The sequence below is a fragment of the Pseudomonas triticicola genome (assembly GCF_019145375.1).
GTDB lineage: Bacteria > Pseudomonadota > Gammaproteobacteria > Pseudomonadales > Pseudomonadaceae > Aquipseudomonas > Aquipseudomonas triticicola.
In genome coordinates, this window is the sequence record NZ_JAHSTX010000001.1 from 2,717,420 (window position 1) to 2,743,574 (window position 26,155).

Sequence of the window (26,155 nt, forward strand, 5' to 3'; positions counted from 1 at the left end):
TAGACAACCGGCCCCTTCGCGAGCAGGCTCGCTCCCACCGTTGATCGAGTCTCCCTGTGGGAGCGAGCCTGCTCGCGAAGAGGACAGCCCGGACAACTCAAATCCCACAGAGCTGACGCAACAGCCCGGTATCCAGATGCTTCTCCACCAGATCCGCCAGCCGCTCGATGTCGCGTTCGCGCAAGCCGTGGTAATCGACTTCCTGCACATCACTCAACCCGGCCCAGCGCAGCAACGCCGCGCTCGCCTCGGGGGATTCGAACAAGCCGTGCAGATAGGTGCCGAACACCTGGCCATCGGCACTCTGCGCACCATCGCAGCGACCGTCGTCCAGATGCACCGCCGGGGTTTCCAGCCCCGGCCCGCTGGTTACGCCAGCATGAATTTCGTAACCGCTGACTGCGGCGTTTTCCAGTGCCAGCCGCCCGCGCACGTTGCGCAGTTGCTTGTCGGCTTCGAGCTGCGTTTCGAACGCCAGCAGACCCAGCCCCGCGCTGGAGCCGGCAGCGCCTTCCAGCCCGAGCGGGTCGTGCACCTGCTCGCCGAGCATCTGCAGACCGCCGCAAATCCCCAGCACCTTGCCGCCGTAGCGCAGATGCCGATTGATTGCCGCGTCCCAGCCGTTGGCGCGCAGATAAGCCAGATCACTGCGCACACTTTTCGAGCCCGGCAGGATGATCAGATCGGCGGAGGGAATTGCCTGCCCCGGGCCAACAAATTGCAGATCCACCTGCGGATGCAGACGCAGCGGGTCGAAGTCGGTGTGATTGCTGATGCGCGGCAGCACCGGCACCACCACTTTCAACACCTGCTCGGCCTTGTCGGTCTGGCGTTGGTCGATGCCGTCCTCGGCTTCAAGGTGCAGGTCCATCACGTACGGCAACACGCCGACCACCGGTTTGCCGGTGCGCTGCTCCAGCCAGTCGAGGCCCGGTTGCAGCAAGGCGATATCGCCGCGAAAGCGGTTGATGATGAAGCCTTTGACCCGCGCCTGTTCGCTCGGTGAAAGCAATTCCAGCGTGCCGACCAAATGCGCAAACACGCCGCCGCGATTGATGTCGGCGATCAGCAAAACCGGGCAGTCCACCGCTTCGGCAAAGCCCATGTTGGCAATGTCGCCGGCGCGCAGATTGATCTCCGCCGGCGAACCGGCGCCCTCGACCATTACCAGCGGATAGGCAGCGCTGAGTCGCTCGTGCGAGGCGAGCACCGCTTGCATCGCGATGGCCTTGTAATCGTGATAGGCGACGGCGTTCATCGTCGTCACCGCGCGGCCATGAATGATCACCTGCGCGCCGGTGTCGCTGTTGGGCTTGAGCAGCACCGGGTTCATGTCGGTGTGGGGTTCGAGAAAGGCCGCTTGCGCCTGCACTGCCTGCGCGCGGCCGATCTCGCCGCCGTCAGCGGTGACTGCGCTGTTGAGCGCCATGTTCTGCGGTTTGAACGGCACCACCGCCACGCCCTGGCGGGTGGCCCAGCGGCACAACGCCGTCACCAGAGTGCTTTTGCCAGCATCGGACGTGGTGCCTTGCACCATCAGAGTGGTCATGGATTGTCCTTGGTGAAAGCTTGCAAAGCCTGTTCGAGACGCAGCTCTTGCGCGGCATCCGCTGGCAGGCCGAAACGCACGCTGCTGTTGTGGCTGAACAGGCGCAGGAGGATGCCACGCCGAGCGAGGAATTCGTGCAGCGCTTCGGCGTGCTCGGTGATCAGCCACTGAAACAGTGCGCAGCCACCCTGCGGTGCAAAACCGCAACGGGTCAGCAGCGCCGCCAACCGTTCGCTCGCTTCATCGCTGCGGATCCGCTGACGGGTATGGCCCTCGGTGTCTTGCAGGCACGCCGTACCGAGCACCCGCGTCGGCCCGCTCACCGCCCACGGCCCGACCTGTTCGGCGAGCAGTTTGAGCAACTTGCGTTCGGCCAGCACAAAGCCGAGGCGCACCCCGGCCAGACCGAAAAACTTGCCGAACGAACGCAATACCACCAGCCCGACCTGATGCGCATAGGGCGCCAGGCTCAGTTGCGGCGTGTTGTCCATGAACGCTTCGTCGACTACCAGCCAGCCGCCACGTTGCGCCAGCCGCGCATGCCAGTCGAGCAGGCGTGCCGGGGTCAGGCTGAGGCCGGTCGGATTGTTCGGATTGACCACCACCAGCACATCAAGACTGTCGAGAAAGAACTCGACTTCCTGCTCGAGCACTTCACGGACGATGTAACCGCTGCGCCTCCAGGCTTCGGCATGCTCGGCATAGCACGGCGACAACACGCCGACCTTGCCGGCCCGGCGCAGACGCGGCAGCAACTGGATGGCCATTTGCGAGCCGGCGACCGGCAGCACCTGCGCGGCACCGTAGTAATCGCAGGCGGCCTGTTCCAGACCGTCATCGGTTTCCGGCAAACGCGCCCAGGCGCGTAGCGGGATCTCCGGGATCGGGAACGGCCACGGCGCGAGGCCGCTGGACAGGTCAAGCCAATCGGCTTCGGCAATCCCGTAATCGAGTGCAGCCTTGCGCAACCGGCCACCGTGCTCAAGCATAAAATTCCGCCCCCAGGCAAAGCATCAGCAGCCACAACCATACGCCGCGCTGGACCAATTGCCAGCCACGGTCGATGGAATCGGCATCAGCCGGCGCACCTTCGCCCAGTTGCGGACGTTCATGCAGTTCGCCGTGATAGATCGCCGGGCCACCCAACTCGACGCCCAGCGCACCGGCACCGGCCGCCATCACCGGGCCGGCGTTGGGGCTGTCCCACTTTGGCGCCTGGGTGCGCCAGCACTTGAGCGCGAGTCGGGTTTTGCCGAGCAGCGCGTAGGTCAATGCCACCAGACGCGCAGGAATGTAGTTCAACACGTCGTCGATTTTCGCCGCCGCCCAGCCGAAACGCTCGAAGCGTTCGTTGCGATAACCCCACATCGCATCGAGGGTATTGCTCAAGCGATACAGGACCACGCCCGGCGCGCCGGCAACGACAAACCAGAACAGCGCAGCGAACACCGCATCGCTGCCGTTCTCCAGCACCGATTCCGTGGCGGCACGGGCCACGGCGTTGCTGTCCAGTTCATTGGTCTGGCGGCTGACCAAATAACCGACGCGCTTGCGTGCCTCGTCCAGATCATCGGCGCGCAACGCCGCCGCGACAGGCGCGACATGTTCGCCGAGGCTGCGCATGCCGAGTGCACAATACAACGCGAGAATCTCGACGATCCAGCCGACATAGGGCGCCCAGGAAAATGCTGTGGCGAGCAAGGTCAGCGGCAGTACCGCGATAACCCACGCGGTGACGCCATGACTGCGCCAGCCACGACCGCCGGCGTTGAAGCGTTGCTCGATGCGCCCGGCAAAATTGCCGAACGCCACCAGCGGATGCCAGCGTTTCGGTTCACCGAGCAGCGCATCCAGCGCTACCGCGGCGACACTCAGCAACGCCACACTCATTGACTCACTCCCCAATAATTTTCGTACAGCAACTCGTTCAGCGGTCGCGCCTGCGCCCAGCCTTCAAGCACCAGCATCGGCGCCGGATAGAACTCCTTGACCGGGCCCAGACACAACACCGCCAGCGGTTTCGCACCGGCCGGCAATTTGAGCAAATCCGCCAAGGCCTGCGGCTCGAACAGCGAGACCCAACCCATGCCGAGGCCTTCGGCGCGGGAAGCCAGCCACAAATTCTGGATCGCGCAAGACAACGAGGCCATATCCATTTCCGGCAACGTGCGCCGACCGAAAATGTGTCTTTCGCGATCGTCCATCAGCGCTGCGACCAGCACTTCGGCGCAGTCGTTGATGCCTTCGACCTTGAGCTGCATGAACTCATCGCTGCGCTCGCCGAGGGCCTCGGCGGTGCGGATGCGTTCTTCTTCCACCAGATCGCGGATCTGCCCGCGCAGAGCACGATCGCTGATACGAATGAAGCGCCAGGGCTGCATCAGGCCGACGCTCGGCGCTTGATGAGCGGCTTCGAGCAGACGGCGCAGCAGCTGCGGCTCGACGCTGCCACCGGTGAAGTGGCGCATGTCGCGGCGTTCGGCGATGGCCTTGTAGACCGCTGCGCGTTCGGCTTCGGAGAATGTGTTGTCGGTCATGGCCCTTTCGCGAGCAGGCTCGCTCCCACAGGGTTCAGGTCATCCATTGTGGGAGCGAGCCCGCTCGCGAACGCGGCCTCACGATCTGGCGCAAACAATGCCGCAATCGCAGTCGGATTCGATGGGAAATAAAAGTGCACGTACGACGCCGTCATCCGTCCCTCGCGATAAACCGCCTCGGCCCCACGCCCGCCATTGGGACTCAGCCCACGGGCAATCGGCGTCAGCTCGGTGGTGGTCAGGGAATGATGATAGGTATGCCCACGCAACTCCCCTTCCGGCAGCTCAACCGCCTGCAACGCCAGCGCCGCCAGACGCTTCTGCATCACCGCATCGCCCTTGAGCAAACCGACCAGCTCAGCACGATTACCTTCGACATCAGTCAGCGAATCCAGCAGATAAAGCATGCCGCCACATTCGGCGAGCAACGGCTTGCCCGCCGCGTGGTGCGCGCGGATTGCTGCAAGCATCGTGGTGTTTTGCGCCAGCGCGACGTGGTGCAGTTCCGGATAACCGCCCGGCAAATACAGGCTGTCCGCCTCGGGCAATTGCGTGTCGCGGATCGGCGAGAAAAACTGCAGTTCGGCGCCCATCGCCCGCAGCAGATCGAGACTGGCGCCATAGGTGAAGGCAAAGGCTTCATCGCGGGCAACGGCGATGCGCACACCTTTTAATAGAGGCTCGGCGGCGATGAGGTCAGGCGCGGCGAATTCAACGGCGGGGGGCAGCGCAACCTGGCAACTGCTGGCCAGCGCATCGGCGGCCGCGTCGAGGCGCAGATCCAGATCATTCAATTCGCTGGCCTGGACCAGGCCGAGGTGGCGGCTCGGCAATTCGATGCCGGTCTCGCGGGACAGCGCACCGTACCAGCGCAAACCTTCGGTGAGGCTGCCTTCGAGCAATTGCGCATGGCGCAAGGTGCCGACGCGGTTGGCCAGCACGCCAGCGAACGGCAAGTCCGGCTGATACTTCGCCAGGCCCAGCGCCAAGGCGCCAAAGGTCTGCGCCATGGCGGTGCCGTCGATCACGCCGAGCACCGGCACACCGAAGTGGCGCGCCAGATCAGCGCTGGATGGCGTGCCGTCGAACAGGCCCATCACGCCCTCGATCAGAATCAGGTCGGCTTCGGCGGCGGCTTCCCACAACAGCCGGCGACTTTCCTGCTCGCCGACCATCCACATGTCCAATTGATACACCGGCGCACCGCTGGCGCGCTCGAGGATCATCGGGTCGAGAAAGTCCGGCCCGCATTTGAACACGCGCACCTTGCGCCCTTGGTTGCGATGCAAACGGGCGAGTGCGGCGGTGACGGTGGTCTTGCCCTGACCGGAGGCCGGAGCGGCGATCAGCACCGCCGGGCAGTGACGTGGTTGCTTCAAAGTTCGACGCCTTTCTGCGCTTTGATCCCGGCTTGAAAGGCGTGCTTGAGCATGCCCATTTCGGTGACCGTGTCGCCCATTTCGATCATTTCCGGCTTGGCGCCGCGACCGGTGACGACCACATGCTGCATCGGCGGGCGCGCCTGCAAATCACTGAGCACCTGATCGAGATCGAGGTAGCCGTGCTTGAGGGCGATGTTCAATTCGTCGAACACCACCAGACCGATCGAAGGGTCGCGCAACAATTCGCGCGAGACTTCCCAAGCGGCGGTGGCAGCGGCGATGTCACGCTGGCGATCCTGGGTTTCCCAAGTGAAGCCTTCGCCCATGACGTGGAAACGCACCTGCTCGGGAAAGCGGCGGAAAAACAATTCTTCGCCAGTGCTGTTGCGGCCCTTGATGAACTGCACCACGCCGCACTGCATGCCGTGGCCCATTGCGCGGGCGAGCATGCCGAATGCCGAGCTGCTCTTGCCTTTGCCGTTGCCGGTCAGCACCAGCACCAGGCCACATTCGTCGGGCGAGTTGGCGATGCGTTCGTCGATCACGGCTTTCTTGCGCTGCATGCGCGCCAGATGGCGTTCGTCACGCTCGGGGGAATCAATCATGGGGGAGCTCTCCGTTGAGGCTGGATAACGGCGGGCAGGCACAAGAATAGACGGCAAAAAGCCTGGCATCGCCCACCGTGATGCCGCTGAGATGGATCAGGCCGGTCTCCGGGCTCATGAGCGGCGTTTCGCCGGACTGCGCGCCTTCCCGCTTCTTTCGAGGCAGTGGCTCAAGGCGCAGTTTTCACTCATTTACCGTTGCGGGGGCAGCGCCGGGATCATCGTGGCTTCGCTTGAAGACCACCCTCACCGGCTTCCCTGTTTCACTCTGTCGACGCGGGGCCACAGAGCACCTGAAACAAGCGGCGAAGGTTAGAGGGTTGGGGGTGGAGCGTCAATTGAAGAGGCGCTTTGCGCGCGAATAACTGCCGCTGATCAATTGTGCAGCGGCAATCTTGTGCCAGACTGTGACAAGTGATATCAAAGGGCCATGCTTTTTTCCAAAAAGCCCACTACAACAATAAGGATGACGACGATGCAAGGCATGATCATCAGCAACCCGCGCCTGGAATTCCTGCGCCCGGTGCTGGAACGCTGGTTTGACTGTATCGATCGCTACAACACCGTACGCGGCGACAACGACACGCCATATTGGCACGACGAGAAAGCCAATCTCGGTCTGCTCGCGGCAGCGGCGTGGATGGCTGAAATGGTCACGCTGAATGACACGGCCACGCGCAAACAGAACGAAGAAGGCGAGCGCAATGCCCGTGCCGATCTGCTGATCGCCGGCAGCGACGACCGCGCGTTCATTCAGGCCACGCAACGCTGGCCACGGGTCAACAACCTCAACCTGACCCAAGCCCTGCTCGACATCACCATTGATGCCAAGCGCATCAGCTACACCAGCGATCTCAAGCTCGGGTGCCTGTTCGTTGCTCCGCAAAAAGCCCAGCACAGCGCCAGCCCCGAAGAACTGCAGGACATGGTCGACGACCTGCAAAAGGAACACACCTGCGCAGTCGCCTGGTATTTCCCCTACGCCTATCGCAAATTGCACAGCGACGCTGGCAACTATCATCCGGGCATCGCCGTGCTGTTCAAGGAAGCCCGCGGTTGAGCAGTTGAACCATCGGGCCTGCGCCCTCCTCTATGTTTAGGAATGCATTCATAGGGAAGATCAGCAATGCGCAAGGCCCAACTCGCTCTCATCATCGCCGTCGCTGGCGGGCTCGCTGCCTGCGGTGAAACCTCCAGCCTGCAAGTCTCCGACGGCACCGGCCCATCGCCGAAACTGCCCGAACCGAACAAGACGCTGATCCCGACAGTCAACATCGCCCCGGCGGTGGGCTGGCCGGACGGCGCGAAACCGACCGCAGCGGCCGGCACCCAGGTCGCCGCGTTTGCCGAAGGCCTTGATCACCCGCGCTGGCTCTACGTGCTGCCCAACGGCGATGTGCTGGTGGCGGAAACCAATGCGCCGCCCAAGCCCGATGACAGCAAAGGCATTCGTGGCTGGGTGATGAAGAAAGTCATGGGCAAGGCCGGTGCCGGCGTACCCAGCCCGAACCGCATCACCCTGCTGCGTGATGCCGACCACGATGGCGTCGCGGAAACCCGCACGGTGTTTCTGCAGAACCTCAATTCGCCGTTTGGCATGACGCTCGTCGGCAATGATTTGTATGTGGCCGACACCGACCGCCTGCTGCGCTTCAACTACGAGCCGGGCGCCACCGAGATCAAGACCCAACCGATCAAAGTCGTAGACTTGCCTGGCGGCACGCTGAATCACCACTGGACCAAGAACGTCATCGCCAGCAAGGACGGCAACAAGCTCTACGTCACCGTCGGCTCGAACAGTAACGTTGGCGAAAACGGTCTGGATCAGGAAGAAGGCCGCGCGGCGATCTGGGAAGTGGATCGTGCGACCGGCAATCACCGGATCTTCGCCTCGGGCATCCGCAACCCCAACGGCCTCGCCTGGGAACCTACCAGCGGCGCATTGTGGACAGCGGTCAACGAGCGTGACGAAATCGGCAGCGATCTGGTGCCGGACTACATCACCTCGGTCAAGGACGGCGGCTTCTATGGCTGGCCGTTCAGCTACTACGGCCAGCACGTCGATGTGCGGGTCAAACCGCAGAATCCAGATCTGGTGGCCAAGGCCATCGCTCCGGATTACGCGGTCGGTCCGCACACCGCTTCGCTGGGCCTGACCTTCGCCGAGGGCAACAGCCTGCCGGCGCAATTCAAGGAAGGCGCATTCATTGGCCAACACGGCTCGTGGAACCGCAAACCGCACAGCGGCTACAAGGTGATTTTCGTGCCGTTCACTGGTGGCAAGCCGACCGGGCAGCCGGTGGATGTGCTGACCGGTTTCCTCGACAAGGACGAGAATGCGCTGGGCCGCCCGGTGGGCGTAGTGATCGATCAGCAAGGTGGCTTGCTGGTGGCGGATGATGTCGGGAACAAGGTGTGGCGTGTGTCGGCCACGAAGTGATGTTGAATGTGACTTGAAACAACTGTGGGAGCGAGCCTGCTCGCGAATGCGTAGTGTCAGCCTCCATTGAATTGGCTGATACACCGCTTTCGCGAGCAGGCTCGCTCCCACATTAGAATGTATGCGATTTTTACTACGGGTTATGCGCCAACTGCCCCGGCTGCAACACTCGCTTGGCGCTCAGATACGCCTTCTGCCAATAGGCCTTCGACAGGCTATCGAGCTTGACTGTGCCGCCTGTGGCCGGCGCGTGCACGAAGCGCCCCTCACCGACGTAAATCCCCGCATGACTGACCTGCGAGCCGCCATTGGTGGCGAAGAAAATCAGGTCGCCGGTCTGCAAGCCTTCCTTGCCGACATTCGGCGCCTGCATGACGATCATTTCGCGGGTCGAGCGTGGCAGCGAAATTCCCGCCGCGTCGCGGTAGACGAAACCGATCAGACCACTGCAATCGAAACCGGAATCTGGCGTGTTGCCGCCCCAGCGATACGGCGTACCGACCAGGCCGAGGGCACGGAACAGCACGTCTTCAGCAACGGGGGAAAAAGCCTGGGAGGGAGCGAACACGATCGGCGCGCGAACCACGGGGGCTGGCGGCGGTGTACGGCTGGCGCAGGCGCTGAGCAGCGCGGCGCAAAGGATCAAGGTGAGGCGGGCCGACATCGTCATAAGCAGAACATCCTGATCTGGCTGCGGCTTTCTCTGCCGAATGGACAGAAACAAAACCGCCTGCGTCATCACGCAGGCGGTTTGCCATCAATATAGATTCAGGATTCTAGCGGCTACGCGGCAAACTTCAAGTAAGACTTTAACTTCACCTTGTAAAGTTTACGTCTACTCCATTGCCGTGCCGTTGTGTCGCCGCGAACGCAGCGACATCGGGCTTACTTGCGAGCGGTGACCACGGTCGGCGCCATGGCGAGTGCACGCTTGGCTTCGATGAAAGTCTTGCTCCAGTAGCTGTCACCCAGGCTGTCGATGCGAACACCGCCGCTGCGACGACTGCTGGAGTGAATGAACTGGTTGTCACCCAGGTAGATACCGGCGTGACTGACACGACCGCGACGACCATTGGTGGCGAAGAACAGCAGATCACCCGGCTCAAGGTTGCTGCGCGAAACCAGCGGCGCATCAACGTTGATCATTTCGCGAGTGGAGCGCGGCAGGTTCATGCCCGCCTCTTCGCGGAACAGGTAACCGATGAAACCGCTGCAATCGAAGCCGGCTTCAGAGGTACCGCCGAAACGGTAACGGGTACCGATCAGGGACATGCCGCGTTCGAGGATGCTGTCAGCCAGTACAGGAAGCTGATATGGCTTGCTGCCGTTGAACTGGTTGAGTTCTTTTTCGGTGTCCAGCTCTTCCTGATAAATAACGGAAGACTGGGCGGTAGCAGAATTCTTGACCTGTTGCGGCGGCTCTTGAACCGGAGAATGAGCAGCACAACCGAATAACAGGGTAACGAGTGCGAGAGGCACGAGGGGTGCGAAGCGCTTTAGCATGGGCACGACCGTGGCTGATAGTTGTAAAGAAGCCGAGACTATGCCCGCTATCGTCCTCATTTGCAAATTCAATCGAACTTTATGTGACTTCCCGGTTTCGCGTTTACATCTAAGCGCGTAACTCGTCTGGCCGGTGGATCGCCGCAGATACGCGGGTTTTCTGGCGCCTGAAAGCTGGCAAAGGCCCACTACTACCAGCCCAGGGTTTCCTTGAGAAAGGGGATAGTCAGCTTGCGTTGCGCCTGCAAAGAAGCCTGATCGAGCTGCTCGAGCAGATCGAATAGCGCGCTCATGCTGCGCGTGCCGCGAGTGAGAATGAAGTGCCCGACTTCATCGGTCAGGTGCAGGCCGCGACGCGAGGCGCGCAATTGCAGCGCACGCAATTTGTCTTCATCGGAGAGTGGGCGCATCTGGAAGATCAGCGCCAGGGTCAGACGGGATTTCAGGTCAGCCAGCTTCACAGGCAGTTCGCGCGGTGAAGTGGACGCGGCGATCAGCAGGCGCCGGCCGCTGTCACGCAGACGGTTGAACAGATGAAACATAGCCTCTTCCCAGTCGGCCTTGCCGGCAATCACCTGCAAGTCATCCAGGCAGACCAGTTCGTACTGCTCAAGGTTGTCGAGGATTTCCACGCCGCGATCCATCAACTCGGCCAGCGGCAGATACACCGCCGGTTCGCCCATCTGCTCGAAGCGCAGGCACGCGGCCTGCAACAGATGCGTGCGCCCGACGCCGTGCTTGCCCCACAGGTAGATCAGGCTCTCCGTCCACCCGGCGTCGGCTTCGCAGAGACGCTCGACATAGCCGAGTGCAGCGGCATTGGCGCCTGGGTAGTAGTTGATGAAGGTGGCGTCGTCACGCAGACGCACACCTAGGGGCAGCTGAATCGGTTTCATGCTGACTGAACAGTTCTCAAAGGAACCGTTAGTGGCCTCTGTGTAAAGTTGGCGAAGTTTATACCCGTGAGGCTGAGCGCACAATGCGACAGACCCCAAGCAAAATCAAAGGTTTGCGTTGACGCAGCGGTTTGACGACAGATTCTCTGTTGCCCTCGCTCGAACGCAACGGGGCAGCCCGGCCAAGCGCCGGGCGGCCCGCGCCATCACAGCTCAGGTTCGTCAACGCCGCTGTAGATCCCGGAATCCTTATACAAGTCGTGGACATGACGCACCAGCACCATGATCACCGCCGCCACCGGCAACGCCAGCAGAACGCCGGTGAAACCGAACAGCTCGCCGCCAGCAAGGATCGCGAAGATCACCGCCACCGGGTGCAGACCAATGCGATCCCCGACCAGGAGCGGCGTCAACACCATGCCTTCCAGTGCCTGACCGACCATGAACACTGCGACGATCCCGACCATCGGGTACAGATCGCCACCGAACTGGAACAACCCGGCGATCAATGCCGCGCCGATGCCGATGACAAAACCCATGTACGGCACGATCGCCGCGAGCCCGGCAATCAGGCCGATCAACAGCCCCAGTTCCAGACCGACGATCATCAGGCCTGCCGCGTAGATCACCCCCAACGCAACCATCACCAGCAACTGCCCGCGCACGAACGCGCCGAGCACTTCGTGGCACTCGCCCGCCAGCGCAACCACGCGCTCTTCGCGATCACGTGGGAGCAGGCTGCGGATCTTGCCCATCATCACGTCCCAGTCGCGCAACAGATAGAAGCTCACCACCGGAATCAGCACCAGATTCGCCAACCAGCCGATCAGCGCCAGGCTCGACGCCGTCGCCTGACTCAGCACCACGCCGACGATGTCGGTGGTCTGGCCCATGTGCTCGCTGATCGCAGCTTTGACTTTATCGAACTTCCAGAAGCCGTCCGACAGCCCCAGTTTCGCTTGCGCCCACGGCACAGCGGTGTGCTGCAACCAGTCGAGCATCTGCGGCGCCAGCTCGTACAGACGCAGCAACTGCTTGGCGAGCATCGGTACCAGCACCAGCAGCAACGCCGTGACGATCAAGGTGAACAAGGCAAACACGGCAATCACGCCCCAGGTTCGCGACAGCCCGAGCCGTTCCAGACGATCCACCAACGGGTCGAACAGATAAGCCAGCAACAACGCGACCAGAAACGGCGTGAGGATCGGGTGCAGCAACCATACAAACGCGCAAAGCAGGACTACCCCACCGAGCCAGAACCAACGCCGCGTATCGGCCATTTACCACTCCTGATGCTTCTATATAAGGAAAGACTTACCAGCGAAACCGCAACGACGGTGCCGCCGCTGCCGGGGTTGGCGCTGCGACCGCAGGCGCACCATCCGCCGCTGGCTGGGCAGGCGCCACCGGGGCCGGCGCTTCGGCCGGCAGTTCCTGCAACTTCGCCAGCGACAATTGCGCGCGCAATTGATCGACGCTGCCATTGACCCGGTAGACGATGCGATCACCCTGCACGCTTTGCAGACGCACGCCGAACGGTTCGAGTAACCGCAGCAGCGCCGAATAGTGCTCCAGATTCATGCCCTGCACTTCCAGGGTCTGCTGACCGGATGCGCCGGGCTTGGCGACAAATCGCGGCGCCAGACGCTCGGCCACCGCCAGCATCACCGCATCGGCAACCGCAGCCTGATCGGCGCCCTGTACGCTGCCGGCCTCTTTCTGATCACCGAGCCACAAGCGCCATTTTGCCTGCCACTGCCCGCCCTCTTCGCGGGCATGCACCGCCAGCAAGGCGTCGGCGTTGTAGCGCTCCGAAGCACTGCGCAGGGGCGCGGGATCAGCGCTTTCCAGCGCGGGTGCGGTGGCAACCAATTGCTCGCTGAGATCAGCCAGCGGCAAGCGCAGTGGCAAACCACGATGTTGTGCGGCCGTGCGTAATGCTGAGGCTGCGGCCTGACCATCACCGACCAGGCTCGCACCTTCAGTTGAATCGTTCAGCCACCAGCCGAGGATCGACGGTCGACTGGCGCCCCACACCGGCAACCCGGCCCGGCGCAAGGCCTGCTCGGTGGTTGCCGGATCGAAGTCGACTTTCAGCACTTCCGGTGGCCCGGCGTCGAAGCCGAACTGGCTGATGATCTGCTGCGGATCCTTGCGAATCGGCGCCAGCCCCGGGCTCTGCACGGCTTTCGGGTCGCCGGTCAGGCGCAGCACCAGGGTATCGAGCGCCGCCTGCGTGGCGCGATCGCGCTCTTGCGGCGCCTGGCCGTTGACTGGCTGACGCACCTGATACAGGCCTTTGAGGTTTTCGGCATGGCTCGCCAGGCTGACCAGCGTCAGGCAGCCTACAAATAACAATTTACAAAAACGCATGGAAAATTCCCGTCGACAGGAGCGGCTGGAACACGCCGCGTGAACCGTTTGAGCAAGGCTGTGACCCCCACCCCTGGCAAAACATTCACACGGTGGCGGTAAGTTTTTGCACAGTCCTAACGATAGACGGTTAATCGCCACACCTTATACAGGCAGTCATACCCTGCGATTGCAAAAAATTTCCGCCGATATGGCCCTGCCCGTCGGTGCGAGGATGGCCGCTGCCCCTCAAGCCTGATAAAATCGCGCGCCTTCGCAGACCGGCAACGGCCGGGCCCCTCGAAACTCGCGTGAGGCGATCGCCCATCGAGTTCGATGTTCCCGCTGAACTCGGTCGTTACCCCCTGAATCCCCTCCCCTAAAGGCCTGGATCATGAGCAAGCAACCCTCCCTGAGCTACAAGGACGCCGGTGTAGACATCGACGCCGGTGAAGCATTGGTCGAACGCATCAAGAGCGTCGCCAAGCGCACTGCGCGCCCGGAAGTCATGGGCGGCCTGGGCGGTTTCGGCGCCCTCTGCGAAATCCCGGCCGGCTACAAGCAGCCAGTGCTGGTCTCCGGCACCGACGGCGTCGGCACCAAGCTGCGCCTGGCGCTGAACCTGAACAAGCACGACAGCATCGGCATCGACCTGGTCGCCATGTGCGTCAACGATCTGGTGGTGTGCGGCGCCGAGCCGCTGTTCTTCCTCGACTACTACGCCACCGGCAAACTGAACGTCGACACCGCTGCCCAGGTTGTCACCGGCATCGGCGCTGGCTGCGAACTGTCGGGTTGCTCGCTGGTCGGCGGCGAAACCGCTGAAATGCCAGGCATGTACGAAGGCGAAGACTACGACCTGGCCGGCTTCTGCGTCGGCGTGGTGGAAAAGGCGGAAATCATCGACGGCTCGAAAGTCGCCACCGGTGACGCGCTGATCGCCCTGCCATCGTCCGGCCCGCACTCCAACGGCTACTCGCTGATCCGCAAGATCATCGAAGTCTCCGGCGCCGACATCGAAAACACCCAGCTCGACGGCAAACCGCTGACCGACCTGCTGATGGCCCCGACCCGCATCTACGTCAAGCCACTGCTCAAGCTGATCAAGGACACTGGCGCTGTGAAGGCCATGGCCCACATCACCGGTGGCGGCCTGCTCGACAACATCCCGCGCGTACTGCCAAAAGGCGCTCAGGCTGTAGTTGATGTGGCCAGCTGGACTCGCCCGGCCGTGTTCGACTGGCTGCAAGAGAAAGGCAACGTTGACGAAACCGAGATGCACCGCGTGCTCAACTGCGGCGTCGGCATGGTCATCTGCGTGGCTCAGGAGCACGTCGAAGTGGCCCTGAACACTCTGCGTGACGCTGGCGAGCAGCCTTGGGTCATCGGTCAGATCGCCGTGGCCGCCGAGGGCGCTGCGCAGGTCGAGCTGAAGAACCTCAAGGCTCACTGATGCCAAAGCCCTGTGATGTCGTGGTGCTGTTGTCCGGCACCGGCAGTAACTTGCAGGCTCTGATCGACAGCACGCGGACCGGCGACAGCCCGGTCCGCATCGCTGCGGTGATTTCCAACCGCGCCGACGCCTACGGCCTGCAACGCGCCCGCGACGCGGGTATCGCCACCCGCTCGCTGGATCACAAGGCATTCGAGGGCCGCGAGGCCTTCGATGCCGCGCTGATCGAACTGATCGACCAATTCAACCCCAAACTCGTGGTACTGGCCGGCTTCATGCGCATTCTCAGCGCTGATTTCGTGCGTCATTACCAGGGTCGCCTGCTCAATATCCACCCGTCGCTGCTGCCCAAATACAAAGGGTTACACACTCATCAGCGCGCGCTGGAGGCCGGCGACACGGAACATGGCTGCTCCGTGCACTTTGTCACCGAGGAACTCGATGGCGGACCACTGGTCGTACAAGCAGTATTACCGGTAGAGTTGCATGACACGCCGCAGAGTCTGGCGCAACGAGTCCACGTCCAGGAACACCTGATCTACCCGATGGCAGTACGCTGGTTTGCCGAAGGCAGGCTGACACTCGGTGACCAGGGTGCTTTACTCGACGGCCAGTTACTCGCCGCCAGCGGCCACTTGATTCGACACTAGGAGATATTATGCGTCGCGCCCTGCTCTTCGCTTGCGCTCTGCTCGCCCTGCCCTTCGCGCAGGCAGCGGACCTTCAACCGTTCTCCGCCAGCTACACCGCCGACTGGAAGCAGTTGCCCATGAGCGGCACCGCCGAACGCAGCCTGACCAAGGAAGCCAACGGCGTCTGGAAACTCAGCTTCAAGGCGTCGATGATGATCGCCAGCCTGACTGAAGAAAGCACCCTGAAGCTGGACAAGGACACCCTGCTGCCGCAGTCCTACCACTTTGAACGTGGCGGTCTGGGCAAAGCGAAAAAGGCTGATCTGGACTTCGACTGGGCCAACAAACTGGTCACCGGCACCGACCGTGGCGACGCGGTGAAAATCCCGCTGAACCGTGGCATGGTCGACAAGTCGACCTATCAACTGGCGCTGCAACATGACGTCGCCGCCGGCAAGAAAAGCATGAGCTATCAGGTCGTCGATGATGGCGAAGTCGATACCTATGACTTCCGCGTGCTGGGTTCGGAGAAGGTCGACACCAAGGCCGGCCAGATCGATGCGATCAAGGTCGAGCGCGTGCGCGATCCGACACAAAGCAAACGCATCACCGTGCTGTGGTTCGCCAAAGACTGGGATTACCTGCTGGTGCGTCTGCAACAGGTCGAGACTGACGGCAAGGAGTACAACATCATGCTCCAGGACGGTACGGTCAACGGCAAGACTGTCAAAGGCAGCTGATCGACCGCAACAGCAAAGAGCCCCGCGAATGCGGGGCTTTTGTTTATCTGTTCGATGATACTGCGCGGCGGCCCTACCCCTCACCCCAGCCCTCTCCCGAGGGAGAGGGAGCCGACCGAGGTGTCTGCCGCTAACCATCGACCTGAGAAACCGAGTCGAATATGGATTCCAAAGCATCGCACGATTAGTCCCCTCTCCCTCCGGGAGAGGGTTAAGGTGAGGGGCTTTTGAAGGTCAAACTCACACCGAAAACCGCGCCACCATCCCGTTCAGATCCACCGCCAACTTCGACAACTCCTGACTCGCCGCACTGGTCTGATTGGCCCCAGCCGATGTCTGCATTGCCAGATCACGAATATTCATCAGATTGCGATCCACCTCCCGCGCCACCGCTGCCTGCTCTTCCGAGGCACTGGCGATGACCAGATTGCGCTCGTTGATCAAGGTAAACGCCGAGGCAATTTCCTCCAGGGCCGAGCCTGCGCTCTTCGCCAGCTCGAGGGTCGAGCGCGCCCTTGAGTTGCTTTGCTGCATCGAACTGACCGCTGAATCGGTGCCCTGCTGGATCCCGCCGATCATTTGCTCGATTTCCTGGGTCGACTGCTGGGTGCGATGCGCCAGCGCCCGCACTTCATCTGCCACTACTGCAAAGCCACGCCCGGCATCACCGGCGCGCGCCGCTTCGATCGCGGCGTTGAGGGCGAGCAGATTGGTCTGTTCGGCAATCGAGCGAATCACATCCAGCACTTTGCTGATGCCATGAACCTTTTGCGCCAGCGCCTCGACCTGCGCGGCATTATTGGTGACATCGCCAGCGAGAAACTCGATCGACGTCACCGTCTGCTGCACTTGCTCGCGCCCTTGCCGGGCGATGCGGTCGGACTCGCGGGAGGCTTCGGACGTGGCCACGGCGTTGTTCGCCACCTCTTCCACCGCTGCTGTCATCTGGTTGACCGCAGTGGCGGCCTGTTCGATTTCCTGACTCTGCTGATGCAAGCCGCGAGTGGCATCTTCGGTGACGCTGCTGAGTTCTTCGGCGGCCGAGGCCAACTGCGTCGACGACTCGGAGATGCGCCGGATCGTGTCGCGCAGATTGTGCTGCATGCTTTTCAACGCTTGCAGCAGACGCGCCGGCTCGTCTTTGCCAGTGATGTGAATGTCACCGGTCAAATCCCCACCGGCCACCACCTCGGCCACGCTGAGCGATTGCGACAATGGCACGACAATGCTGCGCGTCAGCAGCAATGCCAGGCCAATGGTAATCAGCGCAGCCATGGCGATCATTACTCCGACCCACAGTCGCGATTGTTTGAACACCAGCCGCGCGGCCTCAGTGGCCAGACCGGCATTCTGTTTATTCAACTCGACCAGCTCACGCAGAGTAGCGGCGATTTCATCGGCCAGCGGGCTCATCTGATCATTGAGAATCGTCGAAGCCTCAGCGACCCTATTCTGCGCCGACAGCTGTAGGACTTGTGCCTGAAGCTCAAGGTATTTGTGCTCGGCGCCCTTGAAGCGTTCGAACAACACGCGCTCTTCAGGCAGCACGATCAGACCGTCATAACGCTGCTGCGCTTCGCTCAAGCCACTGCGCAGCTCGTCGAGCTTGGCGACATTCTGCTCCAGTGCCTTGGGGTCACGGTTGAGCAACAGGCGCATGGTCAGCGCACGCAGGCGCAGCATGTCCTGACTCATTTCACCGACCGCCATCACGCTTGGCAGCCAGTTGTTGTCGACTTCATCGGACTGCGCACGCATGTTCGACATTTGCAGCAAGGCGAACGCGCCGAGGGCAAACACTATAAGGGCCAGCAGGCCGAAACCGAGACCGGCGCGCGGGGCAATATTGAGACTACGGATATTCATTACTCTGGCTCCTTCCAAAAGCGCTGCATCAGCCTGCAGCGGGTTGCTTTAGAAGGTATCGGCATTGCCGTGAAATTGCGTAAGACGAAAAAGCGATAGGCAAACGAGCGGCTAGTCCGAACTCATGGCTTTGACGTTTCAGCGCGGAGCAGCGGGTTTTTCTGTGTTGCGCGGCAGTATTGCCAGGAAGTTATCCCGCGCGACTTTGCGCGCCACCCCTTCCGGCAGCGCATCGAGAAACGGCTTGTAGCTGTGCATTTCCTGACCAAGTTTGTTGAACCGTCCTACCACGTCAGAGCCGAGCATGAAGCGCTCGGGATACTTTTCCACAAGCGCCAGCCATTCGGCGCGCGGCTTGCCCTGCTCGTCCAGCAGATACGGCGTGAGCATGCTCCACGACAGGTCGATAAACAGATTCGGATAAGCCTCAAGCATGCGCGTCAGGGTTGGCAGGAGAAACGGCAACTGGGTCTGATGCCGATGGATCTCGGCGCTGGTGCCGGCATGCGCCCAGATGAATCGCGTGTGCGGATGGTTGCGCAGCGGCTCTTCGACTTCCTTCAGGTACAGCGGATTTTTCTCACGCTTGGAAGTGATGTTGGAATGCAGCATCACCGGCAGATCGTTTTCCGCAGCGAGGTGATAGATCTTGGTCATTGCCTCGTTGTTGGCTCGGGGCGTGTCGCCGGAGGTCAGCGCCGTCAGGTCATCGTGCCGGGTGAACACCTCGCCGATGCCCTGCCACAACCCCGGATACAGGTCGAGCATGCGCTGGATGTGCGCGGCGGAATTCTTGTCATTGGGATTGAAGCCGGACAGGAACGGATGAAAGTACTGGCGCTGCTCCGGCGCAAGTTTTTCCACCGCATCGGCAATGATCACATCGGTGGCGCTGTACCAATAGGCATCGGCGTCATCACCGGCGTAATAACGCGGGCGCTTGGGTTCGTCTTCGTGCCATTTCTTTGCCACGGGAATGCCGGAAATCATCACGTGCTCGATGGAATTGTCCTTCATGGCCGTGAGCAATTTCTGCATGCCGGCGCTTTCCTGGAAAAAATCCACGTAATGCAGGTGCGCATCGCTGTAGGTGTATTCGCGGGCACTGGCGCTGCCAGCGAACAGCAGCAGACAGGCAAGACTCAGACGAGACAAGGACACAAGTAATCTCCGGCAGATGGGCATAGCCTAGACCGCGCCCGAACGACAAGGGTTCATCCCTGCCGAAAAGCGGAACGCCCACTGCCGGGAATGCTCTATAACTGCAAGGTCTGCTTTGATCGAACGATTTTTCCTGCCGCCTGTGAGGTTTCCATGACTGTTACCGTCAATACCGTCTCTGCCGAAGGTTTTCGTCACACCGTCCAGATCGACGACCACGAATTGTTTGCCGATGTACCGAAAACCGTCGGGGGTGAAGGCACCGCGCCAGAGCCACACGATTACTTCGACGCTGCGCTGGGCGCCTGCAAAGCGCTGACCGTGAAAATGTATGCGAAGAAAAAAGACATCCCGCTGACTGGCGTGGGCGTCGAAGTGAAGCGCGACAACAGCCAGGAACAGAAAGGCAAATACGCCCTGCATGTCACCCTCACCCTTAAAGGTGTACTGACCGACGCTCAGCGCGAGGAACTGCTGCGCGTGGCCGATCGCTGCCCGATTCACAAATTGATGACCACCAGCGAAGTCAGCATCGAAACGCACGCACCACAAGGCTTCGACAGCCAATAATCCTCCTGATGCCAGCGGCGGGTTATGCTTCTGGCATCACCCGCTCAGCCTGGAATGCACCATGGACACGCCACTCCTGATCATCCGCCCGCGCGCCGAAGACGTCGAAGGCCAGCCGATTCTGCGCCCGCTGCCGTCAGCCAAATGCCGCAACGTCGGGCCTTTCGTGTTTTTCGACCACATGCTCGAAACGATTTATCCGACGGGCAAAGGTATGGACATCCGACAGCATCCGCACATTGGTCTGTCGACGCTTACCTATCTGTTCGAAGGGCAATTGCAGCACAAGGACAGCCTGGGCTCCGATCAGGTGGTCGGTGCCGGCGATGTCAGCTGGATGACCGCTGGCAGCGCCATCGCCCACGTCGAGCGCACGCCTGCGCCGCTGCTTGCCGAGACCTTCACTCTGCACGGCCTGCAAGTCTGGCTCGCCTCGCCCAAGGCACACGAAGAAGGCCCGGGGCATTACAGTCATCACCCGGCAGCGACGTTGCCGGTCAGCGATAACCTCGGCGTGCAGATTCGCATGATTGCCGGGTCAGGCTTTTGCCTCGAATCGCCGGTGCCGGTGCTTTCTCCTACGCTGTATGCGGAAGTGAAGATGCAGACCGCGACCACATTGCTGATTCCCACCGAGCATGAAGAACGCGCGGTGTATGTGTTGAGCGGTGATGCGCAGTTGAATGGCGAGGCGATCGAGCCGCATGCGCTGGTGGTGTTGCCAGCCGGCGAAGAGATGAGCCTGTTTGCCGAAAGCGATGTGCACGCGGTGGTGTTCGGCGGCGCGCCGCTGGACGGTCCGAGACGGATCAACTGGAATTTTGTTGCCAGTGATCCGGCGGCGATTGATGAGGCACGGCGCAAGTGGGCGGCCAAGGATTGGCCGACGGTGCCGGGGGAAGTCGAGCGGATCGAACTACCGCGCTAGGCCGCTTACCCTCACCCCAGCCCTCTCCCAGAGGGAGAGGGAGCCGACCGAGGCGTCTTGCGTTATATATCGACCTGAAAAATCCCGGCGATTATGGATTCGCCTATTCACGTTCAGGTCGACGCCACTCCCGAGCAACCCCCAATCAGTCCCCTCTCCCTCCGGGAGAGGGCTAGGGTGAGGGGCTTTCGCTTTTAACCGTTGAACACTTCATCCAGCAGATCATGCATCGACTTGAACGCGCGCTTGGCGGTCTTTTCGTCGTACATCATCTTGCCCGGTACGTTGGCGTGTGGATCGGTAAACGAGTGCACCGCACCGCCGTAGCTGAGCAGTTGCCAGTCGATCTTCGCCGCGTTCATTTCATCTTCGAACGCAGGCAATTGCTCCTTCGGCACCAACGGATCGGACGCGCCGTGCAGCACCAGCACCGAGCCCTTGATGTTCTGCGCATCCGCCGGATTCGGCGAATCCAGCGTGCCGTGGAACGACACCGCCGCTTTCACCGGCGCGCCGGTGCGCGCCAGGTCCAGCGCACAGCAACCACCGAAGCAGAAACCGAACACCGCCAGTTTCGAAGTATCCACCGTGGCTTCGCCCTGGCTCTGCAATTGCTCGAAAGCCACTTGCAGACGTTTGCGCAACAGCGCGCGGTCGTCCTTGAGCGGCATCATTGCTGCCAGCGCCTCATCAGCGTTCTGCGGACGCACGCTCTGGCCGTAGACATCCGCGATCAGCACCACGTAACCCTTGGCCGCTACCGCTTTGGCGATGTCTTCGGCACCGGCGCTGACGCCCATCCAGTTCGGCGCCATCAGCAAACCCGGGCGCGCAGCCTTGTGCTCGGCGTCGAACGCCAGGCGACCTTCATAGGTCTGGCGGTCAATCTGATAGACCACGGAACGTACAGTGACTTGGCTCATTTCTGACTCCTGATTGAGTAAACACCAGAACGAAAAAACCCGCCGAAGCGGGTTTTTCCTACAACGTGATCAAACCGACAGTTCAACCAGCAGCTTGTTCAGACGGCGCACATAAGCGGCCGGATCCTTCAAGCTGTCGCCAGCCGCCAGGGCAGCCTGATCGAAGAGGATGTGCGACAGATCGCCAAAACGCTCTTCGCTCTGCTCGCCATCGAGTTTCTCGATCAGCGGGTGGCTCGGGTTGAATTCGAAAATCGGCTTCGAATCCGGGACTTTCTGCCCGCTGGCTTCGAGAATCTGGCGCATTTGCAGACCCAGGTCCTGTTCGCCGATGGCCAGAATGGCCGGCGAATCGGTCAGACGATGGGATACGCGGACTTCAGCCACGGAATCACCCAGCGCAGTTTTCAGACGCTCGACCAGGCCTTCTTTGGACTTGGCGACTTCTTCTGCGGCTTTCTTGTCCTCTTCCGAGTCCAGGTTGCCCAGATCGAGGTCACCGCGCGCCACGTCGACAAACGTCTTGCCGTCGAACTCGCTGAGGTAGCTCATCAGCCACTCGTCGATGCGATCGGTCAGCAGCAGCACTTCGATGCCTTTCTTGCGGAAGACTTCCAGGTGCGGGCTGTTCTTGACCTGCGCGTAAGTTTCGCCGGTGAGGTAGTAGATCTTGTCCTGACCTTCCTTGGCGCGGGCCAGGTAGTCAGCCAGACCGACAACCTGCTCGCCGTCGTCGCCCTGGGTCGATGCGAAACGCAGCAGACCGGCAATCTTCTCTTTGTTGGCGAAGTCTTCTGCCGGGCCTTCTTTCATGACCTGACCGAAGTTCTTCCAGAAGCCTTTGTATTGCTCAGGCTCGTTCTTCGCCAGTTTTTCCAGCATGTCCAGAACGCGCTTGGTCAGCGCGGTTTTCATCGAATCGATGATCGGGTCTTTCTGCAGGATCTCACGCGACACGTTCAGCGACAGGTCGTTGGAATCGACCACGCCTTTGATGAAGCGCAGGTACAGCGGCAGGAACGACTCGGCCTGATCCATTACAAACACACGCTGCACGTAAAGCTTCAGGCCCTTCGGCGCTTCACGCTGGTACAGGTCGAACGGCGCGCGGGCCGGCACATACAGCAGCGAGCTATACTCGAGCTTGCCTTCAACCTTGTTGTGGCTCCACGACAGCGGATTCTCGAAGTCGTGAGCGATGTGTTTGTAGAACTCCTGGTATTCCTCGTCTTTGACTTCAGTGCGCGGACGGGTCCACAGGGCGCTGGCGCGGTTGACGGTTTCCCATTCAACGGCCGGAGCCTCTTCGCCTTCGGCCGGAGTGACTTCCTTCGGCAGTTCGATCGGCAAAGCGATGTGGTCGGAGTACTTCTTGATGATGTTGCGCAGACGCCAGCCATCCGCGAATTCGTCTTCACCGGATTTCAGGTGCAGGACGATGCGGGTACCGCGCTCTGGCTTGTCGATGGTGGCGACTTCGAACTCGCCCTCGCCTTTCGACGACCAGTGCACGCCTTCGCTGGCGGCAGTGCCGGCGCGACGGCTGTATACATCAACCTTGTCGGCGACGATAAAGGCCGAATAGAAGCCGACACCGAACTGGCCGATTAGGTGCGAATCTTTCTTCTGATCGCCGGACAGGTTTTTCATGAAATCGGCGGTGCCGGATTTGGCGATGGTCCCCAGGTGAGTGATCACATCGTCACGGTTCATGCCGATACCGTTGTCTTCGAGGGTGACGGTCTTGGCGTCCTTGTCGAAGCTCACACGGATTTTCAGGTCAGCGCCACCTTCGAGCAACTCAGGCTTGGCCAGGGCTTCGAAGCGCAGCTTGTCGACAGCGTCAGAGGCGTTCGAGATCAATTCGCGAAGGAAAATTTCCTTATTCGAATACAGCGAATGGATCATGAGGTGCAGCAGCTGCTTTACCTCGGTCTGGAAGCCCAGGGTTTCCTTTTGAGTTTCCACACTCATGGTCATCAAACTCCAATCAGATGGCAGTGGCCGCGACCCGAAATGGTCTGCGGCGGGTTGTCATCTGAGTTGGGGGCGCTGTTCAGGATTTCAAGGGCTCATCAATTTTGAAGTGCGCGCGGGCGGTGGCGATCGGTTCGCCCTCGGTACTCTGCCACGCAGTGACCGCAACGTTGGCCACGCGACGCCCCTGACGGCAGACCTGACACGTGGCCCACGTGTCGCGAAACTGCCCGGCGCGCAGGTAATCGAGGGAAAAATCGATGATCTTCGGCACGCCCGGCGTGCCGGTAAAAATCAGCAGATGCAGGGCCGCGGCCAGCTCCATGAAGCCGGCAATCACCCCGCCATGGATCGCCGGCAATAAAGGGTTACCAATGTTGTCCTTGTTCGCCGGCAGCTTGAACAGCAACTCATCGCCGACTCGCGAGCACTCGATACCGATCAGCCCGGCATAAGGAATCAGTGCCAGCAGCGGCGTGTAATCGCCCTGCGCGTGGGCCTGTTGCAGCTGCTCCCTGAGATCGTCGCTCATTGGCTCGCCCCCTTGATCGCGCCCGCGAAACCCTTGCTGCCCTTCAGACCGATGCCCATGCGCATGAATGTGCCGACGACGTGGGCAATCGGTTGCTCGGGATCGTCCTGGTATGCAAAACCACGGGCAAAGATCACGTCGGTGGTGACGCGGTAGCACTGGGCAAATCCGTACACGGCTTTGTTCGGTTTGGCGGCGTGCATGTAGTCGATGCGCAGATCGAGGGTCGGACAGACTTCGAACTCCGGCAGCACGCACAGGGTCGACATGCCGCAGGCGGTGTCCATCAGCGAAGTGATGGCACCGCCGTGGATGACTCCGGTTTCGGGATTGCCGACGATTTTTTCGCTGTACGGCAGGATCACCGTCAGCCCTTCGCTGGAGGCACTGTGCACCTGCAAACCCAAGACCTGACAGTGGCGCAATGCCGATAAAAAGCGCGTCGCGCGCTCAAAAACGGGGTTTTCGACCATGTGATAATTACTCGCGTTTGGGCCTTGTGCCAGTAGTGAGAAAAGCGGTAAAAGTTCCGTGACAAAACAAACTTATATATCTGAAACAATTGAGGAACTTAACCCGTAGCGCCGAGTTCTTAAGGCCAGTAGTTATTTTCCATAAGGAGATACACCCCATGCGTAAGACTTTAGCTATTGCCTTGATGTTGACCGCTTCCCTCGGTCTCGCTGCCTGCGATAAAAAATCCGAGGACAAAGCTCAAGATGCAAACCAACATGCTGAGCAAGCTCAGCAAGACATGAACAAAGCTCAGGATAAAGTGAACGACGCAGCAAAAGAAAACGCCGAAGCTGCCAAAGCTCAGGCTGAATCGAACGCCGCTGCTCAAGAAGAAGCCGCCAAAAAGCAATAAGCTTTGTGGTGTGAAAGGAAAACCCGCCAAGTGCGGGTTTTCTTTTGCCTGCGATTTACCGGTTAGAGCAACACTGTCCTAAAAGTCGGACTAATCATCAGTAACAACGAACAGATGAAGCCAACTAGCCACATCAGGCTGCGCAACTTCGCCAGATCGGCCAGATAGAACCACAGATAGAAAATCCGCGAGATCACGAAGATGATCGCCAGCGCATCGATCAGCCAACCCGCGGTTTGCGTGGTATGCGCCATCAGCACGCCGACGGCGAAGAGGATGAAGGCTTCGATGCTGTTCTGATGGGCCGCCAGCGCCCTCGCACCGAAGCCAGTCAACTGCGCCTGCTGCTGCCGCGGCAAGTGATTGTCATACCCGCCCTGCTCTTTCATGGCCTTGGCCACCGGCATACGCGCCACATAGATCAATAAAGCACTGATAAACACACACCAGAACGGAATACTCATCAAACAGCCTCTTTGTTCGCCTCAGGGACGGGCGCCTCTGTAGGGGTATAGACCATGACATCGAGAACGTCGGAATGAAACTCGCGGCGATACAAAACCACCACGACTCCCGCGCTCATGATCATGAACAGCCACGGGCTGACGAACCACGCCAGCATGCTCATGCCGAAGTAATAAGAACGCAGGCCGAAGTTGAACTGGTTGGCCGCCATCGAAATCACCCGCGCCGCCCGCGAAGCGAAGGCCTTGCGTTCCTGCTCGGTCACTTGGCGCTCACCGATCATCGGCGCCGACCCGACCAGAATCGCCGCGAAATTGTACTGCCGCATGCACCAGCTGAACGTGAAGAACGCATAGACGAACACCAGTGCCAGACACAGCAACTTGATCTCCGACATGCCCTGCGACGCCTGCTGCACCATCGGAATATCCGCCAACAACGACACGGCTCGGTCGGACGCACCGAGCACGGTGAGGATACCGGCGAGGATGATCAGCGTGCTGGACGCGAAGAACGACGCGTTGCGTTCCAGATTGCCGATCACGCTGGCATCGGCGATGCGGTTGTCACGCAGTAGCATGCGGCGCATCCAGTCTTCGCGGTAAAGGTGCAACACGCTGGCCAGACACGCCGTATCACGGGCCTTCCAGGTGGCATAACGGGTGTAACCGCCCCAGCAGACGACAAACCAGACGGCGGCGAGCAAGTGGATCAGATTGGCTTGGACGAACGACATGCAATTCCTTGTGAGATGTGATCACGGTACAAATTACCTG

27 protein-coding genes and 1 riboswitch are annotated in these 26,155 nt (G+C 60.8%); of the genes, 8 read left to right on the plus strand and 19 right to left on the minus strand.

The window, feature by feature from the left end; translation table 11 throughout:
* Positions 1-97: 97 nt before the first annotated feature.
* The 6 genes from KVG85_RS12040 to cobO are packed head-to-tail and all read right to left on the minus strand — an operon-like array spanning position 98 to position 6,073.
* A complete protein-coding gene (locus KVG85_RS12040; RefSeq protein ID WP_217863965.1) occupies positions 98-1,549 on the minus strand; it encodes a cobyric acid synthase in 1,452 nt (483 codons plus the stop codon).
* Entirely contained in the window at positions 1,546-2,538 is a 993-nt protein-coding gene (cobD, locus tag KVG85_RS12045; protein WP_122505967.1) for a threonine-phosphate decarboxylase CobD, read from the minus strand. The genes KVG85_RS12040 and cobD overlap by 4 nt, the downstream gene beginning before the upstream one ends.
* Positions 2,531-3,439, minus strand: a complete 909-nt coding sequence (cbiB, locus tag KVG85_RS12050) for an adenosylcobinamide-phosphate synthase CbiB (protein WP_122751375.1) — start codon at positions 3,437-3,439, stop codon at positions 2,531-2,533. Before cbiB ends, cobD begins: the two co-directional genes overlap by 8 nt.
* A complete protein-coding gene (gene bluB / locus KVG85_RS12055) occupies positions 3,436-4,086 on the minus strand; it encodes a 5,6-dimethylbenzimidazole synthase (RefSeq protein ID WP_217863966.1) in 651 nt (216 codons plus the stop codon). Before bluB ends, cbiB begins: the two co-directional genes overlap by 4 nt.
* Positions 4,083-5,465 carry a cobyrinic acid a,c-diamide synthase CobB gene (locus KVG85_RS12060; protein WP_217863967.1) on the minus strand — a complete coding sequence of 461 codons (1,383 nt, stop codon included), beginning with the start codon at positions 5,463-5,465 and terminating at the stop codon, positions 4,083-4,085. Before KVG85_RS12060 ends, bluB begins: the two co-directional genes overlap by 4 nt.
* A complete protein-coding gene (cobO, locus tag KVG85_RS12065) occupies positions 5,462-6,073 on the minus strand; it encodes a cob(I)yrinic acid a,c-diamide adenosyltransferase (RefSeq protein WP_217863968.1) in 612 nt (203 codons plus the stop codon). The genes KVG85_RS12060 and cobO overlap by 4 nt, the downstream gene beginning before the upstream one ends.
* 82 nt (positions 6,074-6,155) lie before the next feature.
* A riboswitch (cobalamin riboswitch) is annotated at positions 6,156-6,385 on the minus strand.
* A 163-nt stretch (positions 6,386-6,548) separates the two neighbouring features.
* Here cobO and KVG85_RS12070 point away from each other — a divergent pair.
* Both KVG85_RS12070 and KVG85_RS12075 read left to right on the plus strand, forming a co-directional pair.
* Complete coding sequence (locus KVG85_RS12070) at positions 6,549-7,133, plus strand: hypothetical protein (RefSeq protein ID WP_217863969.1); 585 nt, start codon at positions 6,549-6,551, stop codon at positions 7,131-7,133.
* A gap of 66 nt (positions 7,134-7,199) precedes the next feature.
* Positions 7,200-8,513, plus strand: a complete 1,314-nt coding sequence (locus KVG85_RS12075; protein WP_136492229.1) for a PQQ-dependent sugar dehydrogenase — start codon at positions 7,200-7,202, stop codon at positions 8,511-8,513.
* 133 nt (positions 8,514-8,646) lie between these two features.
* On the opposite strand, the gene KVG85_RS12080 is transcribed toward KVG85_RS12075, so the two are convergent.
* The 5 genes from KVG85_RS12080 to KVG85_RS12100 form a co-directional block, all read right to left on the minus strand.
* A complete protein-coding gene (locus KVG85_RS12080; protein WP_041479547.1) occupies positions 8,647-9,183 on the minus strand; it encodes a C40 family peptidase in 537 nt (178 codons plus the stop codon).
* Positions 9,184-9,398: 215 nt separating this feature from the next.
* Entirely contained in the window at positions 9,399-10,016 is a 618-nt protein-coding gene (locus tag KVG85_RS12085) for a C40 family peptidase (RefSeq protein WP_016773699.1), read from the minus strand.
* A gap of 191 nt (positions 10,017-10,207) precedes the next feature.
* A complete protein-coding gene (hda, locus tag KVG85_RS12090) occupies positions 10,208-10,912 on the minus strand; it encodes a DnaA regulatory inactivator Hda (RefSeq protein ID WP_007919828.1) in 705 nt (234 codons plus the stop codon).
* A 206-nt stretch (positions 10,913-11,118) separates the two neighbouring features.
* Positions 11,119-12,192, minus strand: a complete 1,074-nt coding sequence (locus tag KVG85_RS12095) for an AI-2E family transporter (protein WP_016773697.1) — start codon at positions 12,190-12,192, stop codon at positions 11,119-11,121.
* A gap of 34 nt (positions 12,193-12,226) precedes the next feature.
* Entirely contained in the window at positions 12,227-13,285 is a 1,059-nt protein-coding gene (locus KVG85_RS12100) for a DUF2066 domain-containing protein (protein ID WP_217863970.1), read from the minus strand.
* A 373-nt stretch (positions 13,286-13,658) separates the two neighbouring features.
* On the opposite strand from KVG85_RS12100, the gene purM reads away from it, so the two are divergent.
* From purM to KVG85_RS12115, 3 genes are read left to right on the plus strand one after another with little or no spacing between them, the layout of a single operon-like run.
* Positions 13,659-14,717 (plus strand): phosphoribosylformylglycinamidine cyclo-ligase, encoded by a 1,059-nt coding sequence (purM, locus tag KVG85_RS12105; RefSeq protein WP_016773695.1) that lies wholly within the window; start codon positions 13,659-13,661, stop codon positions 14,715-14,717.
* Positions 14,717-15,367 carry a phosphoribosylglycinamide formyltransferase gene (purN, locus tag KVG85_RS12110; protein WP_122611621.1) on the plus strand — a complete coding sequence of 217 codons (651 nt, stop codon included), beginning with the start codon at positions 14,717-14,719 and terminating at the stop codon, positions 15,365-15,367. Before purM ends, purN begins: the two co-directional genes overlap by 1 nt.
* 8 nt (positions 15,368-15,375) lie before the next feature.
* Positions 15,376-16,089 carry a DUF3108 domain-containing protein gene (locus KVG85_RS12115; protein WP_016773693.1) on the plus strand — a complete coding sequence of 238 codons (714 nt, stop codon included), beginning with the start codon at positions 15,376-15,378 and terminating at the stop codon, positions 16,087-16,089.
* A 240-nt stretch (positions 16,090-16,329) separates the two neighbouring features.
* Here KVG85_RS12115 and KVG85_RS12120 read toward each other — a convergent pair whose 3' ends face one another.
* Together KVG85_RS12120 and KVG85_RS12125 are read right to left on the minus strand one after the other, a co-directional pair.
* Complete coding sequence (locus tag KVG85_RS12120) at positions 16,330-17,955, minus strand: methyl-accepting chemotaxis protein (protein WP_217863971.1); 1,626 nt, start codon at positions 17,953-17,955, stop codon at positions 16,330-16,332.
* Positions 17,956-18,093: 138 nt separating this feature from the next.
* Positions 18,094-19,140: an amidohydrolase family protein gene (locus tag KVG85_RS12125; protein ID WP_150741312.1), complete on the minus strand. Its 1,047-nt coding sequence runs from the start codon at positions 19,138-19,140 to the stop codon at positions 18,094-18,096.
* 129 nt (positions 19,141-19,269) lie between these two features.
* On the opposite strand from KVG85_RS12125, the gene KVG85_RS12130 reads away from it, so the two are divergent.
* Together KVG85_RS12130 and KVG85_RS12135 are read left to right on the plus strand one after the other, a co-directional pair.
* Complete coding sequence (locus KVG85_RS12130) at positions 19,270-19,686, plus strand: OsmC family protein (RefSeq protein WP_217863972.1); 417 nt, start codon at positions 19,270-19,272, stop codon at positions 19,684-19,686.
* A gap of 61 nt (positions 19,687-19,747) precedes the next feature.
* Positions 19,748-20,614 carry a pirin family protein gene (locus KVG85_RS12135; RefSeq protein WP_217863973.1) on the plus strand — a complete coding sequence of 289 codons (867 nt, stop codon included), beginning with the start codon at positions 19,748-19,750 and terminating at the stop codon, positions 20,612-20,614.
* 194 nt (positions 20,615-20,808) lie between these two features.
* Here KVG85_RS12135 and KVG85_RS12140 read toward each other — a convergent pair whose 3' ends face one another.
* The 4 genes from KVG85_RS12140 to KVG85_RS12155 all read right to left on the minus strand — a co-directional run bounded on the left by KVG85_RS12140 (position 20,809) and on the right by KVG85_RS12155 (position 24,519).
* A complete protein-coding gene (locus KVG85_RS12140) occupies positions 20,809-21,537 on the minus strand; it encodes a dienelactone hydrolase family protein (RefSeq protein ID WP_217863974.1) in 729 nt (242 codons plus the stop codon).
* Positions 21,538-21,606: 69 nt separating this feature from the next.
* Positions 21,607-23,511 carry a molecular chaperone HtpG gene (gene htpG / locus KVG85_RS12145; RefSeq protein WP_071171478.1) on the minus strand — a complete coding sequence of 635 codons (1,905 nt, stop codon included), beginning with the start codon at positions 23,509-23,511 and terminating at the stop codon, positions 21,607-21,609.
* An 82-nt stretch (positions 23,512-23,593) separates the two neighbouring features.
* Positions 23,594-24,046, minus strand: a complete 453-nt coding sequence (locus KVG85_RS12150; protein WP_217863975.1) for a PaaI family thioesterase — start codon at positions 24,044-24,046, stop codon at positions 23,594-23,596.
* Positions 24,043-24,519, minus strand: a complete 477-nt coding sequence (locus KVG85_RS12155; RefSeq protein WP_217863976.1) for a PaaI family thioesterase — start codon at positions 24,517-24,519, stop codon at positions 24,043-24,045. The genes KVG85_RS12150 and KVG85_RS12155 overlap by 4 nt, the downstream gene beginning before the upstream one ends.
* 158 nt (positions 24,520-24,677) lie before the next feature.
* Between KVG85_RS12155 and KVG85_RS12160 the strand changes: the two genes are divergently transcribed.
* Entirely contained in the window at positions 24,678-24,914 is a 237-nt protein-coding gene (locus KVG85_RS12160; RefSeq protein WP_007959016.1) for a hypothetical protein, read from the plus strand.
* A 62-nt stretch (positions 24,915-24,976) separates the two neighbouring features.
* Here the strand turns inward: KVG85_RS12160 and KVG85_RS12165 are convergent, their stop codons facing one another.
* Both KVG85_RS12165 and KVG85_RS12170 read right to left on the minus strand, forming a co-directional pair.
* Positions 24,977-25,378, minus strand: a complete 402-nt coding sequence (locus KVG85_RS12165; RefSeq protein WP_056783897.1) for an MAPEG family protein — start codon at positions 25,376-25,378, stop codon at positions 24,977-24,979.
* Positions 25,378-26,115, minus strand: a complete 738-nt coding sequence (locus tag KVG85_RS12170; RefSeq protein ID WP_217863977.1) for a DUF599 domain-containing protein — start codon at positions 26,113-26,115, stop codon at positions 25,378-25,380. Before KVG85_RS12170 ends, KVG85_RS12165 begins: the two co-directional genes overlap by 1 nt.
* Between the last annotated feature and the right edge of the window lie 40 nt (positions 26,116-26,155).

Coding starts and splice junctions, on each gene's coding strand:
- KVG85_RS12040 (WP_217863965.1), bottom strand. CDS start 1,549: ATGACCACTCTGATGGTGCAAGGCACCACGTCCGATGCTGGCAAAAGC.
- cobD (WP_122505967.1), bottom strand. CDS start 2,538: ATGCTTGAGCACGGTGGCCGGTTGCGCAAGGCTGCACTCGATTACGGG.
- cbiB (WP_122751375.1), bottom strand. CDS start 3,439: ATGAGTGTGGCGTTGCTGAGTGTCGCCGCGGTAGCGCTGGATGCGCTG.
- bluB (WP_217863966.1), bottom strand. CDS start 4,086: ATGACCGACAACACATTCTCCGAAGCCGAACGCGCAGCGGTCTACAAG.
- cobO (WP_217863968.1), bottom strand. CDS start 6,073: ATGATTGATTCCCCCGAGCGTGACGAACGCCATCTGGCGCGCATGCAG.
- KVG85_RS12070 (WP_217863969.1), top strand. CDS start 6,549: ATGCAAGGCATGATCATCAGCAACCCGCGCCTGGAATTCCTGCGCCCG.
- KVG85_RS12075 (WP_136492229.1), top strand. CDS start 7,200: ATGCGCAAGGCCCAACTCGCTCTCATCATCGCCGTCGCTGGCGGGCTC.
- KVG85_RS12080 (WP_041479547.1), bottom strand. CDS start 9,183: ATGACGATGTCGGCCCGCCTCACCTTGATCCTTTGCGCCGCGCTGCTC.
- KVG85_RS12085 (WP_016773699.1), bottom strand. CDS start 10,016: ATGCTAAAGCGCTTCGCACCCCTCGTGCCTCTCGCACTCGTTACCCTG.
- hda (WP_007919828.1), bottom strand. CDS start 10,912: ATGAAACCGATTCAGCTGCCCCTAGGTGTGCGTCTGCGTGACGACGCC.
- KVG85_RS12095 (WP_016773697.1), bottom strand. CDS start 12,192: ATGGCCGATACGCGGCGTTGGTTCTGGCTCGGTGGGGTAGTCCTGCTT.
- KVG85_RS12100 (WP_217863970.1), bottom strand. CDS start 13,285: ATGCGTTTTTGTAAATTGTTATTTGTAGGCTGCCTGACGCTGGTCAGC.
- purM (WP_016773695.1), top strand. CDS start 13,659: ATGAGCAAGCAACCCTCCCTGAGCTACAAGGACGCCGGTGTAGACATC.
- purN (WP_122611621.1), top strand. CDS start 14,717: ATGCCAAAGCCCTGTGATGTCGTGGTGCTGTTGTCCGGCACCGGCAGT.
- KVG85_RS12115 (WP_016773693.1), top strand. CDS start 15,376: ATGCGTCGCGCCCTGCTCTTCGCTTGCGCTCTGCTCGCCCTGCCCTTC.
- KVG85_RS12120 (WP_217863971.1), bottom strand. CDS start 17,955: ATGAATATCCGTAGTCTCAATATTGCCCCGCGCGCCGGTCTCGGTTTC.
- KVG85_RS12125 (WP_150741312.1), bottom strand. CDS start 19,140: ATGCCCATCTGCCGGAGATTACTTGTGTCCTTGTCTCGTCTGAGTCTT.
- KVG85_RS12130 (WP_217863972.1), top strand. CDS start 19,270: ATGACTGTTACCGTCAATACCGTCTCTGCCGAAGGTTTTCGTCACACC.
- KVG85_RS12135 (WP_217863973.1), top strand. CDS start 19,748: ATGGACACGCCACTCCTGATCATCCGCCCGCGCGCCGAAGACGTCGAA.
- KVG85_RS12140 (WP_217863974.1), bottom strand. CDS start 21,537: ATGAGCCAAGTCACTGTACGTTCCGTGGTCTATCAGATTGACCGCCAG.
- htpG (WP_071171478.1), bottom strand. CDS start 23,511: ATGAGTGTGGAAACTCAAAAGGAAACCCTGGGCTTCCAGACCGAGGTA.
- KVG85_RS12150 (WP_217863975.1), bottom strand. CDS start 24,046: ATGAGCGACGATCTCAGGGAGCAGCTGCAACAGGCCCACGCGCAGGGC.
- KVG85_RS12155 (WP_217863976.1), bottom strand. CDS start 24,519: ATGGTCGAAAACCCCGTTTTTGAGCGCGCGACGCGCTTTTTATCGGCA.
- KVG85_RS12160 (WP_007959016.1), top strand. CDS start 24,678: ATGCGTAAGACTTTAGCTATTGCCTTGATGTTGACCGCTTCCCTCGGT.
- KVG85_RS12165 (WP_056783897.1), bottom strand. CDS start 25,378: ATGAGTATTCCGTTCTGGTGTGTGTTTATCAGTGCTTTATTGATCTAT.
- KVG85_RS12170 (WP_217863977.1), bottom strand. CDS start 26,115: ATGTCGTTCGTCCAAGCCAATCTGATCCACTTGCTCGCCGCCGTCTGG.